Source organism: uncultured Modestobacter sp., from assembly GCF_947486615.1.
Lineage (GTDB): Bacteria > Actinomycetota > Actinomycetes > Mycobacteriales > Geodermatophilaceae > Modestobacter.
In genome coordinates this window covers 590347-609826 of sequence record NZ_CANKUD010000001.1, presented here as the reverse complement: position 1 = coordinate 609826, position 19480 = coordinate 590347, and the positions used below count along the sequence as shown (strand labels likewise).

At 73.9% G+C, this 19480-nt stretch carries 18 protein-coding genes and 1 pseudogene; 14 read left to right on the top strand and 5 right to left on the bottom strand.

The annotated features are described in order from the left end of the window. Positions 1-198: 198 nt before the first annotated feature. Positions 199-318, top strand: a pseudogene (locus tag Q1A09_RS22575) (dihydrofolate reductase family protein); the annotation flags it as partial. Here Q1A09_RS22575 and Q1A09_RS02945 read toward each other — a convergent pair. The 3 genes from Q1A09_RS02945 to msrA form a co-directional block, all read right to left on the bottom strand. Continuing rightward, the gene (locus Q1A09_RS02945) at positions 269-1471 is read right to left on the bottom strand and encodes a HEAT repeat domain-containing protein (RefSeq protein WP_366139750.1); all 1203 of its coding nucleotides are present in this window, start codon (positions 1469-1471) and stop codon (positions 269-271) included. The pseudogene Q1A09_RS22575 and the gene Q1A09_RS02945 sit on opposite strands and share 50 nt — an antisense overlap. An 8-nt stretch (positions 1472-1479) precedes the next feature. After that, entirely contained in the window at positions 1480-2172 is a 693-nt protein-coding gene (locus Q1A09_RS02940; RefSeq protein WP_299951882.1) for a HEAT repeat domain-containing protein, read from the bottom strand. Between the two features lie 211 nt (positions 2173-2383). Next, on the bottom strand, positions 2384-2896 hold the full coding sequence (gene msrA / locus Q1A09_RS02935; protein ID WP_299951880.1) for a peptide-methionine (S)-S-oxide reductase MsrA: 513 nt from the start codon (positions 2894-2896) through the stop codon (positions 2384-2386). Between the two features lie 425 nt (positions 2897-3321). Between msrA and Q1A09_RS02930 the strand changes: the two genes are divergently transcribed. From Q1A09_RS02930 to Q1A09_RS02915, 4 genes are read left to right on the top strand one after another with little or no spacing between them, the layout of a single operon-like run. After that, entirely contained in the window at positions 3322-4248 is a 927-nt protein-coding gene (locus tag Q1A09_RS02930; protein ID WP_299951878.1) for an ABC transporter substrate-binding protein, read from the top strand. After that, positions 4248-5210, top strand: a complete 963-nt coding sequence (locus tag Q1A09_RS02925; RefSeq protein WP_299951876.1) for an amino acid ABC transporter permease — start codon at positions 4248-4250, stop codon at positions 5208-5210. Before Q1A09_RS02930 ends, Q1A09_RS02925 begins: the two co-directional genes overlap by 1 nt. Continuing rightward, on the top strand, positions 5207-5980 hold the full coding sequence (locus Q1A09_RS02920; RefSeq protein ID WP_299951874.1) for an amino acid ABC transporter ATP-binding protein: 774 nt from the start codon (positions 5207-5209) through the stop codon (positions 5978-5980). Before Q1A09_RS02925 ends, Q1A09_RS02920 begins: the two co-directional genes overlap by 4 nt. Positions 5981-6016: 36 nt before the next feature. Continuing rightward, positions 6017-7171, top strand: coding sequence for an FAD-binding oxidoreductase (locus Q1A09_RS02915; RefSeq protein ID WP_299951872.1), 1155 nt, complete (start codon positions 6017-6019; stop codon positions 7169-7171). A gap of 17 nt (positions 7172-7188) precedes the next feature. Here Q1A09_RS02915 and Q1A09_RS02910 read toward each other — a convergent pair whose 3' ends face one another. Beyond that, the gene (locus tag Q1A09_RS02910; RefSeq protein WP_299951870.1) at positions 7189-7857 is read right to left on the bottom strand and encodes a GntR family transcriptional regulator; all 669 of its coding nucleotides are present in this window, start codon (positions 7855-7857) and stop codon (positions 7189-7191) included. 275 nt (positions 7858-8132) lie between these two features. Here Q1A09_RS02910 and Q1A09_RS02905 point away from each other — a divergent pair, with 275 nt between their 5' ends. Together Q1A09_RS02905 and Q1A09_RS02900 are read left to right on the top strand one after the other, a co-directional pair. Beyond that, positions 8133-8831, top strand: a complete 699-nt coding sequence (locus Q1A09_RS02905; protein WP_299951868.1) for a class I SAM-dependent methyltransferase — start codon at positions 8133-8135, stop codon at positions 8829-8831. Between the two features lie 133 nt (positions 8832-8964). Beyond that, positions 8965-10287, top strand: coding sequence for an aminotransferase class V-fold PLP-dependent enzyme (locus Q1A09_RS02900; protein ID WP_299951866.1), 1323 nt, complete (start codon positions 8965-8967; stop codon positions 10285-10287). A gap of 10 nt (positions 10288-10297) precedes the next feature. On the opposite strand, the gene Q1A09_RS02895 is transcribed toward Q1A09_RS02900, so the two are convergent. Continuing rightward, the gene (locus tag Q1A09_RS02895; protein ID WP_299951864.1) at positions 10298-11095 is read right to left on the bottom strand and encodes a MerR family transcriptional regulator; all 798 of its coding nucleotides are present in this window, start codon (positions 11093-11095) and stop codon (positions 10298-10300) included. Between the two features lie 133 nt (positions 11096-11228). Between Q1A09_RS02895 and Q1A09_RS02890 the strand changes: the two genes are divergently transcribed. The 7 genes from Q1A09_RS02890 to Q1A09_RS02860 all read left to right on the top strand — a co-directional run bounded on the left by Q1A09_RS02890 (position 11229) and on the right by Q1A09_RS02860 (position 19464). Further along, positions 11229-12083, top strand: coding sequence for a helix-turn-helix domain-containing protein (locus Q1A09_RS02890; protein WP_299951862.1), 855 nt, complete (start codon positions 11229-11231; stop codon positions 12081-12083). A 67-nt stretch (positions 12084-12150) separates the two neighbouring features. Beyond that, positions 12151-13095, top strand: coding sequence for an NADP-dependent oxidoreductase (locus Q1A09_RS02885; RefSeq protein WP_299951860.1), 945 nt, complete (start codon positions 12151-12153; stop codon positions 13093-13095). A 240-nt stretch (positions 13096-13335) separates the two neighbouring features. Continuing rightward, a complete protein-coding gene (locus Q1A09_RS02880; RefSeq protein WP_299951858.1) occupies positions 13336-14346 on the top strand; it encodes a VanZ family protein in 1011 nt (336 codons plus the stop codon). Between the two features lie 466 nt (positions 14347-14812). Then, positions 14813-15811: a hypothetical protein gene (locus tag Q1A09_RS02875; protein WP_299951856.1), complete on the top strand. Its 999-nt coding sequence runs from the start codon at positions 14813-14815 to the stop codon at positions 15809-15811. Between the two features lies 1 nt (position 15812). Beyond that, complete coding sequence (locus Q1A09_RS02870) at positions 15813-17396, top strand: hypothetical protein (RefSeq protein ID WP_299951854.1); 1584 nt, start codon at positions 15813-15815, stop codon at positions 17394-17396. After that, a complete protein-coding gene (locus Q1A09_RS02865) occupies positions 17393-18112 on the top strand; it encodes an ABC transporter ATP-binding protein (RefSeq protein WP_299951853.1) in 720 nt (239 codons plus the stop codon). The genes Q1A09_RS02870 and Q1A09_RS02865 overlap by 4 nt, the downstream gene beginning before the upstream one ends. Continuing rightward, positions 18109-19464 carry an ABC transporter permease gene (locus Q1A09_RS02860; protein ID WP_299951851.1) on the top strand — a complete coding sequence of 452 codons (1356 nt, stop codon included), beginning with the start codon at positions 18109-18111 and terminating at the stop codon, positions 19462-19464. Before Q1A09_RS02865 ends, Q1A09_RS02860 begins: the two co-directional genes overlap by 4 nt. The last annotated feature ends 16 nt before the right edge of the window (positions 19465-19480 follow it).

Here is a 19480-nt window from a genome sequence, read left to right as displayed (position 1 = left end):
GCGAACGACACCCAGGAGGCATGACGTCATGCGGAGACTGCCCGTCGGGATGAACCTGAGCCTGGACGGCTACGTCGCCGCGCCCGGCGACGACCTCAGCTGGGGAGTGTCGAGGGCGCGGTCGACGGGAACGCGCGCCTGGTCACCGGCGATGCGGTTCCCGAGATCGCCCGGCTCAAGACCGAGGACGGCGGCCCGATGGACGTCGGCGGCGCCACCCTGGCCGCGGCGGCGATGCAGGCCGGGCTGATCGACGAGTACGCGATCGTCACCCACCCGGTCCTGGTGGGCGGCGGCACGCCGTTCTTCCCGGCCCTGGGCAGCCGGGTGCAGCTGAGCCTGGTGGAGACCCGGACGTTCCCCGGCGGCGTGGTCCTGACCAGGTACGAGACCAGGCACTGAGCCCCGGCGGCCGGCCGGACGGCGCCGAACGGGGCGTCGAGGCCGGTGGTGGATCTGCCGCGGTGTCCTTCCCGGCCTCGCGGAGCCGGTCGTCGACGAGCCCGACGAACACCGAGGCGACGCGGGCGACGGCGCGGTCGTCGTCCTGGGTCAGTCTGTGCAGCACCTCCCGCGCCCGGGTGCCGGACACCTCGACCAGTGCCTGGGCCAGGCGAATCCGCACAGCGGAGCCGGCGGCTGGTGCAGCGAGTTCGTCCACCAGAGCGGTCATGACCCGGTCCGCGCACCCCGGGTCCTGGGACAACGAGCCCAGGACCTCCGCCGCCTCGACGTCATGGGAGCCGGCCACCACCATGCCGACGAGTGCCGGCACGGCCGCGGCCATCCCGAGCCGGCCCGCCGCGAGTGCGGCGTGCCCGCGCACGGTGGGATCGGGATCGGTGAGCGCCTCCATGAGCAGCGGCTCCGTGTCCGCGGGCAGCTCGGCGACGGCGACCACCGCGCGGCGCCGGACGTCGGCAACGGGCGAGCGCAGGCCCGCCGCGAGCGCCGCCAGACCGTCCTCGCCCGACCGGGCCAGTGCCCAGCGGAGCGCGCCGGCCACGTGGGGGTCGGACTCGGCCAGGACCGCACCGGCCAGCAGCTCACCGGGGACGTGTTCGGCCTCCGGCCGGGTCAGGACGGCCTGTTGCCGGCGCGCCGCACTGGGGGAGTCGAGCCCCCGCATGAGCTGGACGATGCGCAGGACGTCGTGCCAGCCGGTGGGTGTCGACGCAGCCACCGCGCGCAGCCGCCCGAGCAGTTCCTGCTCCTGCCGCAGGCGCTCCTCGCTGCGCCGGACGAGGTTCGCTACCAGCGCGGACGGCGTGAACGCGGGGTCCGCGAGTGCCCGCCGGACCTGGTCCAGCGAGAGCCCGAGGGACCGCAGGCTCTCCACGTGGAAGAGCCGGCGGACGTCGTCGGCGGAGTACTCGCGGTAGCCCCCTGCGGTCCGGCCGGTCGGGCGCACGAGACCGAGGGAGTCGTAGTGCCGCAGCATCCGGGCGCTCACCTTCGACCGGCGGGCCACGTCGCCGATCAGCACCCCGTGGCCCGCCCGTCGGTGGCGACGGCGCCTGCGTGGCCGAGGGCGGTGAGCCGTCGCGCCTCCGCACGAGCCGCCTCGAAGCCGGCCTCCGGGTCCCGCAGGAGCAGCTCGGTGGCCCGGGCGTGCTCCGCGACCGCCGGGTCGATGTCCGCCGCGGCCCGGCGGAGTGCGGGCACCACGACGTCGCCCAGGTCGACGAGGGCCCGGCTGAGGCTCGACTGCACGCCATGGCCCCCACGGCCCAGCTGCGACAGCAGCTCGTCGGCCAGGTGCTCCTCGCCGTCCTCGGGCACCAGGGCGACGGCTGCGCGCCACGCGGCCCGGGCGACCTCGTCGTCGGGGTCGCGCAGCAACGCGGGGGTGATCCAGGCCCAGGAACTGCGGACGCCGATCTTGGACAACGTGTGCAGCGCCTGACTCCTGGCCTGTGCGTGCTCGGAGCCGAGCTCCCGGCGGATCCGCGGCAGCGTCGTCCCCGCGGGGAGGCGGGTCAGTGCCCAGGACAGCATGTCCCGCACGAAGAAGTCGGGCTCGACCGCGCAGCGTTCGACGAGTGCCTCCAGGAGCCCGGCGTCCGGCTCGGTGCCGATCGCCAGGGCCGCCCGCAACCGCACCGACGGGTCGTCGGCGGCCAGTGCCCCGGCCACGTCCCTGCGCTGCCTGCTCCTGCTCGTGGTGTCCATCGGGCCCACCTCCTGGACCCAGGGGACACCTTGTCACCGTGTGAAGGTCAAGTCCGTGTCCCACCGGCGGCCACACCGACCCGGCTCGTGGGACCGGTACCGGCGGGACACGCGTCGAGGGGGACGCCCCGCAGGAGCGTCCCCCTCTCCGTCGTCGCCCGCTGGCCCCTGACGTGCGTCCGGAGCCGTCCGGGACGCGCCGATCGGGCCGTCAGGCGGTCTGCGCCTCGCGACGCGGGAGCACCCAGTCGGGCCGCACGTAGTGGCAGGTGTAGCCGAAGGGGATCTTCTGCAGGTAGTCCTGGTGCTCCTCCTCGGCCTCCCAGAACGCCCCGGCCGGCTCCACCTCGGTGACGACCTTGCCCGGCCAGATGCCCGAGGCGTCGACGTCGGCGATGGTGTCGAGCGCGACGCGCTGCTGCTCGTCGCTGCCGTAGAAGATCGCCGAGCGGTAGCTGCGACCGACGTCGTTGCCCTGCCGGTCCTTCGTCGACGGGTCGTGGATCTGGAAGAAGAACTCCAGCAGCTCGCGGAACGAGATCACGTCGGGGTCGAAGACGATCTCGACGGCCTCGGCGTGGTCACCGTGGTTGCGGTACGTGGCGTTCGGGGTGTCGCCGCCGGAGTAGCCGACGCGGCTGGACAGCACCCCCGGGCGCTTGCGCAGCAGGTCCTGCGCGCCCCAGAAGCAGCCGCCGGCGAGGATCGCGGTCTCAGTGGTCATGGGTGCCTGCCTCTCTGTCGAGTACGCCACGACAACACCGCGACCGGTGCCGGTGCTTCCCACCGCGTGCCGAAGGCACCGCTGGGGCGTGCGGGCCGCACCGGCGCCCCACGCGCCCGTACCGCGCAGCCGGTCGGGAACCCGGGCCCTGGCCCGGGGGGCTCGCTACGTGACGGAGTCGTCCCCAGCCGGCCCGGGGTCTCGTCCGCGGCCGGCGAGGTGGTGTGTCGACCATCGCTCAGGCGGCGCGCCACGGTCGCCGCAAGCACCTGGCCAGCCGCGCGCGCGAGGGCGGTTCACCGGCTCGTAACGCGGGTGCTCCCGAAGTAACACGTTGTGGACGCCGAGTCGTTGACACCCCGAACCTCATCCGAGAGGGTCGCCTTGTCTGACTGTCAGACAGCACCACCCGTGGAGGAGTGCTCATGACCCTGACCGCCGTTCGCCGGATGACCCTTCCGCTGACTGCTGCCCTCTCCGTCGGCCTGCTCAGCGCCTGCGGCCTCGGTTCCTCGCCCAGCACCGATGGGGATGCGGCCGCCGCGTCCTCGTCCGTCCCGGCGCAGTCGGTCGACGAGGAGATCGCCGGGCAACTGCCCGCAGCCATCGCCGACGCCGGGGTCATCCGGATGGCGATCAACCCCGCGTACCCGCCGTTCGAGTCCACCGCGGCGGACGGCGTGACGCTGGAGGGTCTCGACCCCGACCTGGCGCACGCGATCGGTCAGGTGCTGGGGGTGGAGATCGAGTTCGTGCCGACGTCCTTCGACGCCATCATCCCGTCGCTGACCGCCGGGGACGTGGACATGGCGATGTCGTCGATCGGCGACACGAAGGAGCGCGAGGAGGTCATCGACTTCGCCACCTACTACTGGAACGGCACGCTGATCATGGTCCCCGAGGGCAACCCCGACGACCTGGCCGCAGACCAGCTGTGCGGCGCCCAGGTCGGCGTGATCCGGGGATCCCTCCAGCAGTCGACCTTCCTGCCGGCCCAGGCGCAGGCGTGTACCGACGAGGGCGCTGAACCCCCCGTCGAGCAGGCCTACCAGGACGGTCCCCAGGCCCAGCTCGCCCTGCAGAGCGGGCGCATCGACGCGGTGATGACCGACGCGCCACCGCTGCTGGACGCGGAGTCCAAGAACCCGGACACCTTCGACACCGAGGGCCCGCTGACCCGCAACCCCAACCCCGGAGGGGTCGCGTTCCCCAAGGGGAGCGAGCTGGTCGAGCCGGTGCACGCCGCGCTGGGCGTGCTGATCGAGAACGGCACGTACGAGGAGATCCTGGACCGCTGGAACCTGGCCGACATCGCGATCGAGGCATCGGAGATCAACGGGGCGGTCCAGTAGTGGCGACGTCCGCAGCCCAGCAGGCGCCGACGCCGGGGGCCGGCGCCCCGCCGGCCGCCGACGACCTGCCCGTCGTCCGGCTGCGGCACCCGTGGCGCTGGGTGTCCTACGGCGTCATCGCCGTCCTGGCAGCGATGTTCCTGCACTCGCTGGTCAGCAACCCGAACTTCGGCTGGGACGTCGTCGGTGAGTACCTGTTCTCGGTGCGGATCCTCGACGGGCTCGCGAAGACCCTGCAGCTGACCGCCATCGCGATGCTCCTCGGGATCGTGCTCGGGGTGGCCCTGGCCGTCATGCGGCTGTCGGACAACCCCGCGCTGTCACGCACCAGCTGGCTCTACATCTGGTTCTTCCGCGGCACCCCGGTGTTCGTGCAGCTGCTGTTCTGGGGTTTCATCTCCGCGCTCTACCCCTCGCTGTCCATCGGCGTCCCCTTCGGGCCCAGCTTCTTCGAGACCGAGACCAACGCGCTGATCACCCCGGTGGTCGCCGCGATCCTCGGACTCGGCCTGAACGAGGCCGCCTACCTCGCGGAGATCTTCCGTGGCGGCATCCAGTCGATCGACCGGGGGCAGACAGAGGCGGCGCAGGCGCTGGGGATGAAGAGGTCCCGGATCCTGCGGCAGATCATCATGCCGCAGGCGATGCGGGTGATCGTCCCGCCGACGGCGAACAACACGATCTCCATGCTGAAGACGACGTCGCTGGTCAGCGTGCTGTCCTTCCCCGAACTGCTGTACGCCGCGCAGCTCATCTACTCGGTCAGCTTCGAGACGATCCCGCTGCTGATCACCGCGTCCATCTGGTACCTGGTGGTGACCTCCGTGCTGACGGTCGGGCAGTACTACATCGAGCGGCACTACAGCCGGAGCGACCGGCTCGAGGGCCTCGGCCGGTTCGGCCGGTTGGCGGCGCTGCAACGCCGCCGAACGGTGACCGACCTGGGCCAGGACGCGCGATGACCGCCGCAGTCCAGCCGATGGTCGAGGCGCGCAACGTGCACAAGTCCTTCGGGCACCTCGAGGTGCTCAAGGGAGTGGACCTGCAGGTCGCGCCCGGCGAGGTGATGACCCTCCTCGGGCCCTCGGGGTCGGGGAAGTCGACCTTCCTGCGGCTGATCAACCACCTGGAGACGTTGACGTCGGGGCGGCTGTCGGTGGACGGCCAGCTGGTCGGCTACCGGGAGGACCGCGGTCGGCTGCACGAGCTGCGCGAGGCCGAGATCGCCCGGATGCGAGCCCAGATCGGCATGGTCTTCCAGCGCTTCCACCTGTTCCCGCACATGACGGTGCTGCAGAACGTCACGTGCGCCCCCATCGGCGTCAAGGGCGAGTCCCGCGACGTGGCGGAGCAGCGGGCGATCGCACTGCTGGACCAGGTCGGCCTGTCGGACAAGGTGCGGGCCTACCCGCAGTCGCTGTCGGGCGGGCAGCAGCAACGAGTCGCCATCGCCCGGGCACTGGCCATGCAGCCCAAGTTGATGCTCTTCGACGAGCCGACGTCCGCCCTGGACCCGGAGCTCGTCGGCGAGGTGCTCGACGCGATGCGTGACCTCGCCGCCAGTGGCATGACGATGATCGTCGTGACCCACGAGATGGGTTTCGCGCGGGAGGTCGCCGACTCGGTGGTCTTCATGGACGGCGGTGTCGTCGTCGAGTCCGGCAAGCCGGAGCAGGTGCTGCGCGACCCGCAGCACGAGCGCACCCGCAGCTTCCTCAGCAAGGTCCTCTGACCCTGCACCCAGCACGACCGATCCCCAGGAGTGAACGTGCACGTCGTCGTCATCGGTGCCGGTGTGGTCGGCGCATCGATCGCCGCAGGACTGGCCCAGCGCGGAGCCCAGGTCACCGTCGTCGAGCGTGACTGGCCGGGGGCCGGTACGTCGGCCACCTCCTTCGCCTGGATCAACTCCAACGGCAAGGAACCGCAGAGCTACTTCGAGCTCAACGCCGCCGGGCTGCGTGCCCACCACCAGCTGGCCGGGGGAGCGTCGCCCTGGTTCGTGCCGAACGGGCACCTCGAGTACGCCACCGCCCCCGAGCACGTCGACCGGCTGCGCGGGCGGATGGGACGGCTGGTCGAGCGGGGCTACCCGGTGCAGGAGCTCACCCACCAGAAGGCCGCGGCGCTGGAGCCGGACCTCGTCATCCCGGCCGACTGCGACACGATCGCCTTCTTCCCCGGTGAGGCGCACGTCTTCCCCAGCCTCTACCTGGCCCAGGCACTGGCCCGGGCGGTGGACGCCGGGGCCACCGTGCGGCCGCGCACGGAGGTGACGGCGCTCGAGCCCGCGGGCAGCGGCGCCCGAGTCACCTTGGACGACGGCACGGTGCTGCATGCCGACGCAGTCGTGTCCGCGGCCGGTCGCTGGTCCGCGCAGCTCGGGAGGCTCGCCGGCGTCCACGTACCGATGGCCGAGTTCACCGACCCCGGTGACGTGACGGTCGGCTACCTGATGGAGACGGGGCCGCTGCCGGTGCGGGTGGAGCGGTTGATCACCAGCCCGCGGCTCAACGTCCGCCCCGACGGCGGCGGTCGCCTGCTGTTGCAGGCCCTGGACCTGGACGTGACCGCCGACCCGGCAGTGGTCCCGGCCGTCGCATCCGAACTGGCCGACGCGGTGCTGGAGCGGCTGCGCGGGGTGCTGCGCAACGCCGAGGCCGCGGACGTGCGGCGGCTGGTGGTCGGGCAGCGGGTGATGCCGGCCGACGGATACACCGTGGTGGGGCGCGCGCCGGACGCCGAGTGGCTGTACGTGGTGGCCACTCACAGTGGGGTCACGCTGGCGCCGCTGCTGGGCGAGCGGGTCGCCGCCGAGCTGTTCGGCCAGGACGAACCGTTGTTCGCCGACTTCCGGCTCGAGCGGTTCCTGGCCGGGACCGCGGTCACCCCGCCGGTGCCCCGCCGCCCCGGCGAGCAGTGAGCCACCCGGCCCCGGGGTCAGGCTCCGGGGCCGGTCACCCCTGAGGAGATGAGCACCAGCTGCTCGGCCTCCTCGAGCCGGGCCAGCAGGCTCTTCTTCGCCGCGGCCGTGTCGCGGGCCAGCACCAGGTCGCCGTACTCCCGGTGCCTGCGGACCAGTTCGGCGTCGTCCCGGTTGTCGCTCTCCTCGACCTGGGTGATCGCCAGGCTCAACCGCGCCATCAGCTGGTTGTGCAGCTCGCTGAGGTGGCGGGAGCGGAGGAACCCGACCGTGCAGGTGTGTGACCGGGTGTCGGCGGCGACCAGCGCGGCGGTGTCGCCGGCGGCTGCTGCCCGGGCCATCTCGTCGACGGCCGCCACCAGCTGCCGCAGCTCGTCGTCCGACGCGTGCGCGGCCGCATCCACCCCGGCCAGCTCCAGCACCCGGCGAGCGCGGTAGATCTCCTGCACCTCGGCCGAGCTGAGCGTCGTGACCGCCAGGATGCGGGTCTTCGGGTCACGGGTCAGCAGGCCCTGCATCGCCAGGGTCTTGAGGACCTCGCGCACGGTCGGCCGGGACATGCCCAAGGCGGCCGCCATGGCCTCCTCGGTGATCGGTGTGCCGGGCACCAGGTCGCTGTCCAGTATCCGCGTGCGCAACAGGGTGACCCCCTGGTCGACCACCGTCTCCCGGCGCACCTTCGACACGCGACCTCCTCCGCTCCGCCACCGACGCGGCCCATGACGGCCCGGCCACAGCATCCCACTGCGGCGGCTGTCGGCGGTGGTCCTGGAGCGCAGCTCGGCGTCGTCCTCGAGCAGGGTCGACGGCCTCGGTCGTGCGGACCACCGAGGCCCGCGCGGACGGCGGACAGGCCGACCGCTCGATCGGTCGCCGACTCCCAGCGGCGGTTCGGGAGCGGGTCCGGTGAACGGTCCGGGCTAGGTTGACCGCTCGACCAGTCACCGGAGGCGGAACCCACGTGAAGGTCAACGACTACGACAGCTTCGGTGCGGCGTACTCGGCGGAGAACGACGTCAACCTCATCAACCGGCACTACGAACGACCCGCGATGCTGGACCTCGTCGGGAACGTCCGCGGTCGCCGCGTCCTCGATGCCGGGTGCGGCTCCGGTCCGCTCGCCGCGGAGCTGCTCTCCCGGGGTGCGGCCGTGACCGGCTTCGACTCCAGCGCGGTCATGGTCGACCTGGCTCGCGAGCGGCTGGGTGCCGACGCCGACGTCCAGGTCGCGGATCTGTCCGCGCCCCTTCCCTTCGCCGACGGCAGCTTCGACGACGTGACCATGTCCCTCGTGCTGCACTACCTGCGCGACTGGGGCGCGCCGCTGGCCGAGCTGCGGCGGGTGCTCAGGCCGGGTGGCCGGCTCGTGCTGTCGGTCAACCACCCGAGCCTCTACAAGATGCTGCACCCCGAGAGCGACTACTTCGCCCTCACCGAGTGGACGGACGAGTACGACTTCGGGGGTCAGCCCGCCGTGCTGACGTACTGGCACCGGCCGTTGCACGCCATGACCGACGCCTTCTCCGACGCCGGCTTCCAGCTCGCCCGCATCAGTGAGCCACCGTGGTCGCCGGACACCCCGGCGGAGCTGCTGCCCCCGCAGTTCGCGGGCCGGACGTCATTCCTCAGCTTCGTCTTCTTCGTGCTCGTGGCCGGCTGAGTCCGTCCGCACCCACGCTGCGGGGCTCTCCCGGCGGCCACCGGGTGTCGGCACCCGTCGCCGGGGGGAGCGGTGGGAAGCTGCCGACCGGTCACCTGCGGCGGTGACCGGTCACGACGGGAGCTGCGAGACGATGACGCCCTTGGTGGGAACGGGAGACCTCTCCCAGCGGGACGCCCTCGTCGGCGGCGACGTGTCCGTGCCCGTCGGCGGCGAGCACCGCAGGTACGTCGATCTCGACGCCGCGGCCACCACCTCGGCCACGGCGGGCGTCGTCCGGGCCGTGCAGGAGTTCCTGCCGTGGTACTCCAGCGTCCACCGGGGCGCCGGCGCGAAGTCGCAGGTCACCAGCGCCCGCTACGAGCAGGCCCGGGAGAGCCTCCTCCGCTTCGTCGGCGCGGATCCGACCACGCACCTGGCCCTCTTCCCGAAGAACACCACCGAGGGCCTCAACCTGATCGCCTACCGGCTGGGGCTGACCCGGGACGACGTCGTCCTCACCACCGCGATCGAGCACCACGCCAACCTGCTGCCCTGGCGGCGGCACGCGCAGGTGCGGATCGTCGACGTGGACCGGTCGGGCACCTACGACGTCGACGCCGTCGTCGCTGCCCTCGACCAGCGGCCCACGCCGCGCGTGCTCGCGGTGTCCGGGGCGTCCAACGTGACCGGCTGGCTGCCCGACCTCGCCGGCATCGCCGCGGCGGCCCGGGACCGGGGTGTGCTGGTGGTCGTCGACGGGGCGCAGCTGGTGCCGCACCGCCCGGTGGACGTGGCCGCGCTCGGGATCGACGTGCTCGTGTGGTCCGGGCACAAGATGTTCGCCCCGTTCGGCGCCGGTGGCCTGGTCGCCGACCGGCGGCTGCTCGCCGACGGCGAGCCGTTCCTCGTCGGGGGTGGGGCGGTGAAGGCGGTCTCGGACGACGAGGTCGTCTGGGCCGACACCCCCGACCGGGACGACGCCGGCACGCCCAACGTCGTCGGCGTCGTGGCCCTCGCCGCCGCGGCGGAGGAGCTGCTCGCCGCGGGGGAGCGCAACCGGGTGCACGAGGACCTGCTCGTCCAGGCGCTGGACGACGAGCTCGGCACCGTCCCCGGGCTGCGCCGCCTGGGGCCGACGTCCGGAGACCGCCTGCCCGTGGCCGCCTTCGTCATCGACGGGATGCCGCACGCGGAGGTCGCGCACCGGCTGGCCCGGGAGCACGGCATCGGGGTGCGCAGCGGGTGCTTCTGCGCCCACCCCTACCTCAGCCGGCTGTTCGGGCTCACCGCAGGCGAGGTGCAGCAGTTCCACGACGACGCCCGGGCCGACCGCACCGACCGGCTGCCCGGCGCGGTGCGGGTGAGCTGCAGCTCGGCCACCCCACTGGCCGACGTCGCCACGCTGGGGGAGGCCCTGCGCGCGCTCACCGCCGGAGCCACCCGGCCCGTCGTGACCGCCGGTCAGGGGCGCTGACGCCCACAGCTCAGCGCGGGGCCACCCGGAAGACCGGCCAGCCGATCTCGGTGCGCCAGGCGGCCGGGTCGGGCGTGTCGCGCGGGCCGACCAGGTAGGTCTCGCGCACCGGGCCGGCCACCGCCAGGGCGTTGGCCACCACCCACCGGCCGAGTTCGCCGTAGGTGACGGCGATGTCGTCGTGCTCGCCGGCGTGCACGGTGACGGCCAGCTCCGCGGCCGGGAGGGTGGCCGCGTGTACCCGGCCGCTGCGCGGCGGTGCCGCCGTCGGCCGGTACACCAGCAGGTGCCCACGGCCCTCCTCGAACAGCGCGTTGTCGTACAGCCCGCCCGGGGCGCCGGTGGGGCCCTCGACCACGGCGTCCAGCTCGGCCATGGCGCCGGCGTACCAGGCGAGGACGTCGTCGAGGTCCACGTCGTCCTCGACCGCGGCCACCGTGGTCGGCGGCACCGCGCGCAGCTCGACGTCCAGGCGGGCGGGCTCCGGGTGCAGCAGCCGGCGCAGCGACACCACCGCGGCGCGGGTGCGGTCCAGCTCGGACTCGAGGCGCCGCAGGTGGTCGGCGACCAGCGCCGCGCGGGCGCCCGGATCGGGGGAGCGCAGGATGCGGTCGACGTCGGTCAGCGGGACGTCGAGCTGGCGCAGCCGGTGGATGACCTGAGCGGTCGGGATCTGCTCCGCGCCGTAGTACCGGTAGCCGGTCGCCTCGTCCACCGTGGCCGGCTCGAGCAGGCCGGCGTCGTGGTAGCGGCGCAGGGTGCGGACGCTGAGATGGGTCAGCCGGGAGAACTCGCCGATCGACAGCACGCGTGCACTGTGCACCCTCTCCCGGTGGGAGGGTCCAGTGCTCGAGCCGCCGGTGGTCCGAGCTGCACCCGGCGGGTCCCGCGGCGTCGGCCGGGTCGCACCATCGGTGCCGGTCGCCGGGCAGACTCGCCCCGTGGAGCGTCACGACCTCGGTGCGGCAGTTCGCCTGCTGCGGGAGGGCGCCGACCCCGCGGCCCTCGGGTTGTCCGTGGGCAGGCGGCGGGTGCCCGGGTTGCGGCGGGAGGAGCTCGGTGAGCTCGCCGGCATGTCCGCGGACTACGTGCGCCGGGTGGAGCAGGGGCGCAGCCACCCCTCGGCCGCTGTGGTCACGGCGATCGCCCGGGCCCTGCGCGTGGGACGGGCGGATTACGAGCGGCTCAGTGCGCTGGCCGGGTACGCCGCCGCGGACGGGCAGGTGCCGTCCGAGCTGGGGCCCGGCGCGACGCGGCTGCTGGAGCGGTTCTCCGACACCCCGATGATCGTCACCGATGCGGCGATGAACGTCGTCGCGGTCAACAGCGGGTTCCTGGCCCTGGAGCACTGGGACCTCACCGGGGAGCGCTGGGAGTGGAACGTGGCCTGGCGCATCTTCTGCCGTCCGTTCGCTGCCTTCCAGCAGTCCGACGCCGACGCGACCGTGCACGAGGGGATCCAGGCGGCCCAGCTGAGAACCGCGCTGCTGCGGTACCCCGATGATGCGTCGCTCGCTGCGATGGTCGACGAGATGCGCACCCGCAGCCGGCGGTTCGACACGCTGTGGCGGGCACCGCGACCGGTGGCGGCCTACGAGAGCAGCGCGACCTTCACCCAGTCCGACGGGGACTCCGTCACCCTCGTCGGGAACCTGATCGCCATCCCCGGTGACGACCTGGCGGCCGTGATGCTGACCGCGGCGCCGGGTTCGCGCGACGCGGCGCGGCTGGCGGAGGTGGTCGGCGCATCCGATGGCCGGGCAGTCGTGAAGGTGGGCCAGTCCGGCCCAGGCTGACCGCGCCGGGACCTGCCACGTTGGGTGACGTCTCAACGACGTCACGATCACGAAGGCGGGTCCAGCGATGAAGGCAGTGCGTTTCCACGAGGTCGGCGGTCCCGAGGTCCTGCGCTACGAGGACGTCGACCAGCCCACCCCCGGCGCGGGCGAGGTGCGGGTGCGGGTGGCGGCCTCGGCGTTCAACGCCGCCGACGCCGGCATGCGCGGCGGCTTCCTGCCGATCCCGGTGCAGCTGCCGCACGTGCCCGGCTACGACGTCTCCGGCACCGTCGACGCGCTCGGGGACGGCGTCGGCGGCACCATCGGCGGCCTGCAGGTGGGGGACGCGGTGATCGGGTTCCTGCCGATGGAGCGGGACGGCGGCGCGGCGGAGTACGTGATCGCCCCGGCCGACGCGCTGGTCCCGGCCCCCACGAAGGTCGACCTGCCCGACGCGGCAGCGCTGCCGTCGGTGGCGCTGACGGCCTGGCAGGCGCTGTTCGACCTCGGTGAGCTGACCGCCGGGCAGCGGGTCCTGGTCAACGGCGCCGGGGGAGTGGTCGGCAAGTACGCCGTCGCGCTGGCCAAGCGGGCCGGCGTGCACGTCGTGGCGACCGCCAGCCCACGCAGCAGCGACGCCGTCCGGGCGGCCGACGCCGACCAGGTCGTCGACCACACCACCACCGACGTGCTCACCGCGGTCGAGGAGCAGGTCGACGTGCTGGTCAACCTCGCCCCCATCGACCCCGACCGGTTCGCCGCGCTCGTCGCCCTGGTCCGCGACGGCGGCAAGGTCGTCAGTACCACCGCGTTCATGGCCACGCCCGGTGACGAGACCCGCGGCGTCAGTGCGGCGACGGTGTTCGTGCTGCCGAACCGGGACCGGCTCACCGAGCTGGTGTCCCTGGTCGACAGCGGGGACCTGCAGGTCGAGGTCACCCGCCGCATCCCGCTGACCGACCTGCCCGCGCTGCACGCCGAGGCCGCCGCCGGTCGCATCGAGGGCAAGGTCGTCGTCCAGCCGGCCTGAGCCCGGTGCCCGGGCGGTCGGCCGGCTGACCGCCCGGGTGCACCCGGGTCTGCATGGGCAGCCGCCTGCCGTCCCGGGCCGGCCGGGCGGGCTCGTGCTCGAGCAGTGACCGGCTCCCGGGGGATGTCGTGGGCGTATGCGAAACCGCAGACGGTCCTACGACAGCCGGACGACTGCACTGGTGGGCGTCCACCGGTCCCCGTGCCGCCTCGGCTCCGCCGAGCGGGGAGGAGTCCTCCCATGCCCCCCACCCACATGCCCCCCACCCACCTGCCCACCACCGACCACCCGGACCGGCGGCGCTCCGACCGAACGCCGGGTGCGCAGCTGCTCGTGCCGGCCGCGATCGCGGTACTGCTGACCGTCGGCGTCGTCACGCTCGGTCCGTCCTGGTTCGTCGCCGACGCCCGCCGGGCGGTGGTGGCCGGGGTCGAGGCGCTGGCCGCTCCGTGGCCGGGCACGGTGCACCGGGCGCAGGTCGAGGCCGTCGCGAACGTGCTGCTCTTCCTGCCGGTGGGTGCGCTGTCCGCGCTCATCCTCCGGCGCTCCGGCCCGGTGCCGCCGATCGCCCTCGGAGCCGTGGCGTCGGTGCTGGTCGAGCTGGCGCAGAACACGGTGCCCGGCCGGGTGCCCGACCTCGCCGACGTGGCCACCAACACCGCCGGCACGGTCCTGGGCGTCGGGCTCACCACCGCGTGCCTCCGCCGGCGGGCGCGGCCGCGGCGCTCCCGGCGCTGGCTGGTCGTCACGCTGGTCGCCGCACCGCTGCTGGTGGTGGGCCTGGCCGGGTGCTGCTCGGGCGGGGGTGCCTTCACCGCCGCGGACGGCCACGTCGCCGACGGCGAGGAGCTGTCGCCGTTCGCCGACGTCCCGGCCATCACCCGGCTGGACGACGCCCTGCGGCGCGCCGTCCAGGACGCGGCCCGGGAGGCGACCGCCGACGGGATCGACTTCCACGTCGCCGGCGGATGGCGCAGCGCGGCGTACCAGCAGGCGCTGTTCGACGCCGCGGTGGAGCGGTACGGCAGTCCGGAGGCCGCCCGGGAGTGGGTGCTGGGCCCCGACGAGTCCGCCCACGTCACCGGCGACGCGGTCGACATCGGCCCCACGGACGCGATGAGCTGGCTGAGCCAGCACGGTGCGGACCACGGCCTGTGCCAGACCTACGGCAACGAGATGTGGCACGTCGAGCTGGCCGTCGAGCCCGGTGGCCAGTGCCCCGCACCGGCGGCCGACCCCACCGCGGGCTGACCCGTGCCGTCGGACAGCGAGCCGGCCAGCGTCGTCGCGGCCCGTCAGCTCGCCGCCGAGGCCCGGGAACGCCGTCAGGTGCCCGCCCGGCCCCGCCGTCACCGCGCCGTCCCGCGGCGTGACACACCGCCCGACCCGGGTCCTGCGGGATGACGCGCGCGGCCGGTCGCAGGTGCCCGGCCGGCTCCTCGCGGCACGGGCCGGTGCGGTGACGTCAGCACGGGAGCGCAGGCGAGCGGATGGACGGTCCAGGAGGGGCGTCCGTCGTCCTGTGCGCTGCCGGGACCCGGTGCCGGAATGCCGCAGAGTGGTGCGTGTCCTCCCGTTCCACGGAATGGGGCGTCCGTGCGACGAACGGGTCATCCCGGAGTCGTACGACTCGACGCGAGAATTCCGACTCGGGAATGGCGTCTATCACCATCCGCGGCCGCTACGGTCTGCGCCAACTGCCTCCCAGGGAGATCTCATGCGCATCCGCCGTACCTCGGCCGCTCTGTCCGCCCTCACCGCTCTCGCCCTGGTGCTGGCCGGGTGCTCGGGCTCGGACGACGACCCCGCCGCGACCGCGGAGCAGGACTCCCCGTTGACCGAGTACTTCAACGCCGTCTACGGCGGCGACCTCTCCCCGGAGGAGCAGGAACGGCAGTTCGCCGAGCAGCAGGCGGAGCGGGAGGAGCTCGTGGCCCAGTGCATGCAGGACCAGGGCTTCGAGTACACCCCCGACACCCAGTCGTCCTCGTTCTCCGCCGGTGACGGGACCGAGTGGGAGCCCGACGACCGGGAGTGGGTCAGCCAGTACGGCTACGGCGCGGTGGAGTCCCCGTTCAGCGACGAGGGGCAGCCGGAGGAGCAGGAGTACGTCGACCCCAACGGCGACTACGTGGCCACCCTCTCGGAGTCCGAGCAGATGGCCTTCTACGAGGCGCTGTACGGCCCGCAGCCCACCGAGGAGGAGGCGATGAGCGAGGAGGTCTCCTACGAGTACGACTGGGAGACCGCCGGCTGCCAGGGGTCGGCGCAGCACGAGGTCGAGGGTGAGGACGTGTCCCAGTCGGAGGAGTTCAAGCCCCTCTTCGACGCGATCAACGAGCTGTACGAGGGCATGGCGTCCTGGCCGGGCATGGCCGAGCTGGACGCCGAGTGGTCGGCCTGCATGGACGCCGCCGGCCACGGTGGCTTCGCGACCCAGGTCGACGCGCAGAACTCCGTCTACGACGACCTGAACGAGATGTACGAGAGCACGGAGCCCACGGAGGACGGGGAGATGGCCGCCGAGCCCGACCAGGCCGCGCGCGACGCCCTCGCCGAGCGTGAGGTGGAGCTCGCCCTGGCGGACCTGGACTGCCGGGAGGAGACCGACTACCGCGACCGGGCCACCGAGATCTCGAACGAGGCGGAGCAGCAGTTCGTCGACGACCACGAGAGCGAGCTGGAGGCCATGAAGGCCGCCGCCGAGCAGGACTGACGTGGCCGAGCGGGAGAGCACCAGCGAGTTCGAGGTGGTCCAGGACGTCAGCGGGGACGACGCGGTCGAGGAGGGGCCGGCCACCGGGGGCAGCCGCTGGCGGCGTCCCGCCTGGCCGGCGTCCCTGCAGCGCAACCGCCCGCTGTGGACCACCGCCGCGGTGGCGGTGGTGGCCCTGGTCGCCGGGCTGGTGGTCGGCCGGTTCGTGGTCGCACCGGACCCGGCCGGCGCCCAGGCGCCCGCCCCCGGACTGGTCACCGTGCCCGTCGCCTTCGGTGCGCTGAGCAACGACGTGACGATCCGCGGGGAGATCGGGTACGCCGACCCCGTCGAGGTCACCCTGGACACCTCGGCCATCTCCGGTCCCGCGGTGGTCACCGGCCAGGTGCCGGAGGTCGGGTCGGAGCTGGGGCCGCTCGGCGTCGCCCTGGAGGTCGCCGGCCGGCCGGTGGTCGTGCTGCCCGGTGAGCTGCCGGCCTACCGCACGCTGCGGATCGGGGTGTCCGGGCCGGACGTCGTCCAGTTCAAGGAGGCCATGCGCGCGGTCGGCATCGACGCCGGTGACCCCGCGGACGACGCGTTCGACCAGACCGCCGCCTCGGCGGTGACCACGCTGTACGCCCAGGCCGGGTACCCGGCGCCGGCTCCCGAGGAGGGCGCCGCCGACGGCGTCCGCGCGGCGCAGGACGCCGTCCGGGCAGCGGAGCAGGCGGTGTCCGCCGCCGAGGCCGAGCTGGCCGAGGCCCGGGGCGGGCCCTCCGCGGTCGAGGTGCGGGAGGCCGACAACGCCGTCGCCAGCGCGCAGCGTGCCCTGGACGCCGCCGTGGCCACCACGCCGGAGGACGCCGTGGCCGTCGGCGACCTGCGGGACGGCCTGGCCCTGGCCCGGCTGCGCCGCCAGCAGCTCGACGTCGCGCCGGACACCGCCGCGCAGCGCGCCCAGCTGGGGGCCGCGCAGGAACAGCTGGCCCAGGCCCGCCGGAACGTGGGCGAGGCCCAGGAGGCCGTGCTGCCGGTGCTGCCCGCCGGTGAGGTCCTCTACCTCTCCCAGCTGCCCCGGCGGGTCGACGCGGTGGCCGCCGAGCGCGGGTCGGTGCTGAGCGGTGCGGCCATGACCGTCTCGGGGGCGACGCTGGCGCTGTCCGGGACGGTGGCCGCCGCCGACGCCCGGCTGCTCAGCGCCGGGATGCCCGCCTCGTTCGAGCTGCCCGGCGGCGGCGAGCACGCCGCGACGATCACCGAGGTCACCCCGGGCGAGGGCGACGACGCCCGGTGGACCGTGGCGCTGGAGCCGGCGCCGCTCGCCCCGGAGCAGATCACCGAGCTGCAGGGCACGAACGTGCGGGTGGGCATCCCGGTCGGCGCCACGGAGGGCGACGTCCTCTCGGTGCCCCTGGCGGCGCTGACCGCGGGGCCCGGTGGGGAGTCCCGCGTCGAGGTGGTCGAGGGCGACCCGCGGGACGGCGACCGGGCCGAGACCCGCCTGGTGGTGGTCGAGACGGGCCTGGCCGCCGACGGCGCGGTCGAGGTGCGCCCGGTGGAGGACGAGCTGGCGGACGGGGACCTGGTCGTGGTCGGTCGATGACGGCACCGGCCACCGCGCCGATCCCGATCGCGACCCCGGGGACCACCCCGGCGATCGAGCTGCGCGACGTCACCCGCTCCTTCCCCGGCCCCCCGGAGGTGCAGGCGCTCAAGGGCGTCAGCGTCACCGTCGCCGACGGCGAGTACGTCTCGATCATCGGGCCCAGCGGTTCGGGCAAGTCCACGATGCTGAACATCCTCGGGCTGCTGGACCGGCCCACGGTCGGTGAGTACCGGCTGAACGGGGTGCTGACCAGTGCGCTGGAGGAAGACGAGCGGGCTGCCGTGCGTGCCCGGCAGCTCGGGTTCGTGTTCCAGGCCTTCCACCTGATGTCCCGGCGCAGCGTGCTGGAGAACGTGCTGCTGCCGATGCTCTACAACGGCACCCCGCGGGCCGAGCGGGAGTCCCGGGCCCGCGAGGCGCTGCACCGGGTGGGGCTGGACCACCGCATCGGCTTCCTGCCCGGCACGCTCTCCGGTGGTGAACGTCAGCGCGTCGCCGTGGCCCGGGCGGTGGCCTCCCGACCGCGGGTGCTGCTCGCCGACGAGCCGACCGGCAACCTGGACCAGACGACGTCGGCGGAGATCATGGCGCTGTTCGAGGAGCTGCACGCCGACGGGCTGACCCTCGTGGTGATCACCCATGACGGGGCCGTCGCCCGGCGGGCCTCCCGGCGCATCCGGCTCGCCGACGGCCGCGTGAGCGAGGCGGGGTGACCGAGCAGGTGGCCGAGCCGACCAGCACCGGGCGCCGGTCGTGGCGGGGGCTTCGGTCCCGGCTGCGGATCCCGGCCCGGCTGCGCCGGAGGCGGGAGGCGGCCGCGGTGCCGGGCGTCCCGCCGGTGCACCCGGCCGACCGGTTCCGCTTCGCCGACCTGCTGGGCGAGGCGACCGCCGACATCGGGTCCCGCCCCGGACGCCTGGTCACGACGATCGTCGGCACCGTCCTGGGCATCGCCGCGCTGATCGCCACCATCGGCTTCGCCCAGACCGCCGCCGGTCAGATCGCCCGGCAGTTCGACCGCACCGCCGCCACCCAGCTGGTCGTCACCCCGACCACCGCCGACACCCGCGGCGGGGCGACCGTCGCCGCGGCCGCGCTGCCCTGGGACGCCGTTCCGCGCCTGGAGCGGCTGGCCGGCGTCGAGTCCGCCGCCCTGCTCGCGGAGGTGCCGTTGCCCGAGGCGGTCATCGCGGCGGTGCCGGTGAACGACCCGTCCCAGCCACCCACGGCGCCCCCGCCGGTCTACGCGGCGTCGGCGGAGCTGCTGGACACCGTCGGCGGGCGGCTGGCAACCGGCCGGTTCCTCGACGCCGGGCACGACACCCGCGCCGACCGCGTGGTCGTGCTCGGCTCCCGGGCGGCGGACCGGCTGGGCGTCCACCGCGTCGACACCCAGCCCTCGATCTTCATCGACGGCATCGCCTACGCCGTCCTGGGCATCGTCGAGTCGACCGACGTCCGCGCCGAGCTGCTCAACGCGGTGCTGCTGCCCACCGGCACGGCGCGGGCGGACTTCGGGCTGCGTGCCCCCGGCGACGCGCAGGCCCGCATCGCGATCGGTGCCGGACCGCAGCTGCGCACCCAGGCCGCGCTGGCCCTGGCCCCCGACGAACCCGACAGCCTCGAGGTCAACGCACCCGATGGCCGGTCCGAGCTGGGGCAGGACGTGCAGGCCGACGTGAACGGCGTCTTCGTCATCCTCTCCGTCATCGTCCTGCTCGCCGGCGGGGTCGGGATCACCAACGTCACCATGCTGTCGGTGATGGAGCGGGTCGGTGAGATCGGGCTGCGCCGCGCCATCGGTGCGACCCGGCGGCAGATCGCCGGCCAGTTCGTCGCCGAGTCCGTGGTCATCGGACTGCTCGGCGGCCTGATCGGCGCCACGCTCGGCGTCTTCGCGGTCATCGGCATCTCGCTCGTCCGGGACTGGACCCCGGTCATCGACCCCTGGATCGCCGTCGGCGGCGCCCTGCTGGGGGCCGTCCTCGGGCTGGTCGCCGGCGGGCTCCCGGCCCGTCGCGCGGCAGCCATCGAACCGGTCGACGCCCTGCGCGGGGGCACCTGACCGCCCGGCCGCGTCC

What these genes read in the sequence shown, in the direction of transcription:
- Q1A09_RS02940 (WP_299951882.1), bottom strand. Translation starts at nt 2,172, where the DNA reads ATGGACACCACGAGCAGGAGCAGGCAGCGCAGGGACGTGGCCGGGGCA.
- msrA (WP_299951880.1), bottom strand. Translation starts at nt 2,896, where the DNA reads ATGACCACTGAGACCGCGATCCTCGCCGGCGGCTGCTTCTGGGGCGCG.
- Q1A09_RS02930 (WP_299951878.1), top strand. Translation starts at nt 3,322, where the DNA reads ATGACCCTGACCGCCGTTCGCCGGATGACCCTTCCGCTGACTGCTGCC.
- Q1A09_RS02920 (WP_299951874.1), top strand. Translation starts at nt 5,207, where the DNA reads ATGACCGCCGCAGTCCAGCCGATGGTCGAGGCGCGCAACGTGCACAAG.
- Q1A09_RS02900 (WP_299951866.1), top strand. Translation starts at nt 8,965, where the DNA reads ATGACGCCCTTGGTGGGAACGGGAGACCTCTCCCAGCGGGACGCCCTC.
- Q1A09_RS02885 (WP_299951860.1), top strand. Translation starts at nt 12,151, where the DNA reads ATGAAGGCAGTGCGTTTCCACGAGGTCGGCGGTCCCGAGGTCCTGCGC.
- Q1A09_RS02880 (WP_299951858.1), top strand. Translation starts at nt 13,336, where the DNA reads ATGCCCCCCACCCACATGCCCCCCACCCACCTGCCCACCACCGACCAC.
- Q1A09_RS02875 (WP_299951856.1), top strand. Translation starts at nt 14,813, where the DNA reads ATGCGCATCCGCCGTACCTCGGCCGCTCTGTCCGCCCTCACCGCTCTC.
- Q1A09_RS02865 (WP_299951853.1), top strand. Translation starts at nt 17,393, where the DNA reads ATGACGGCACCGGCCACCGCGCCGATCCCGATCGCGACCCCGGGGACC.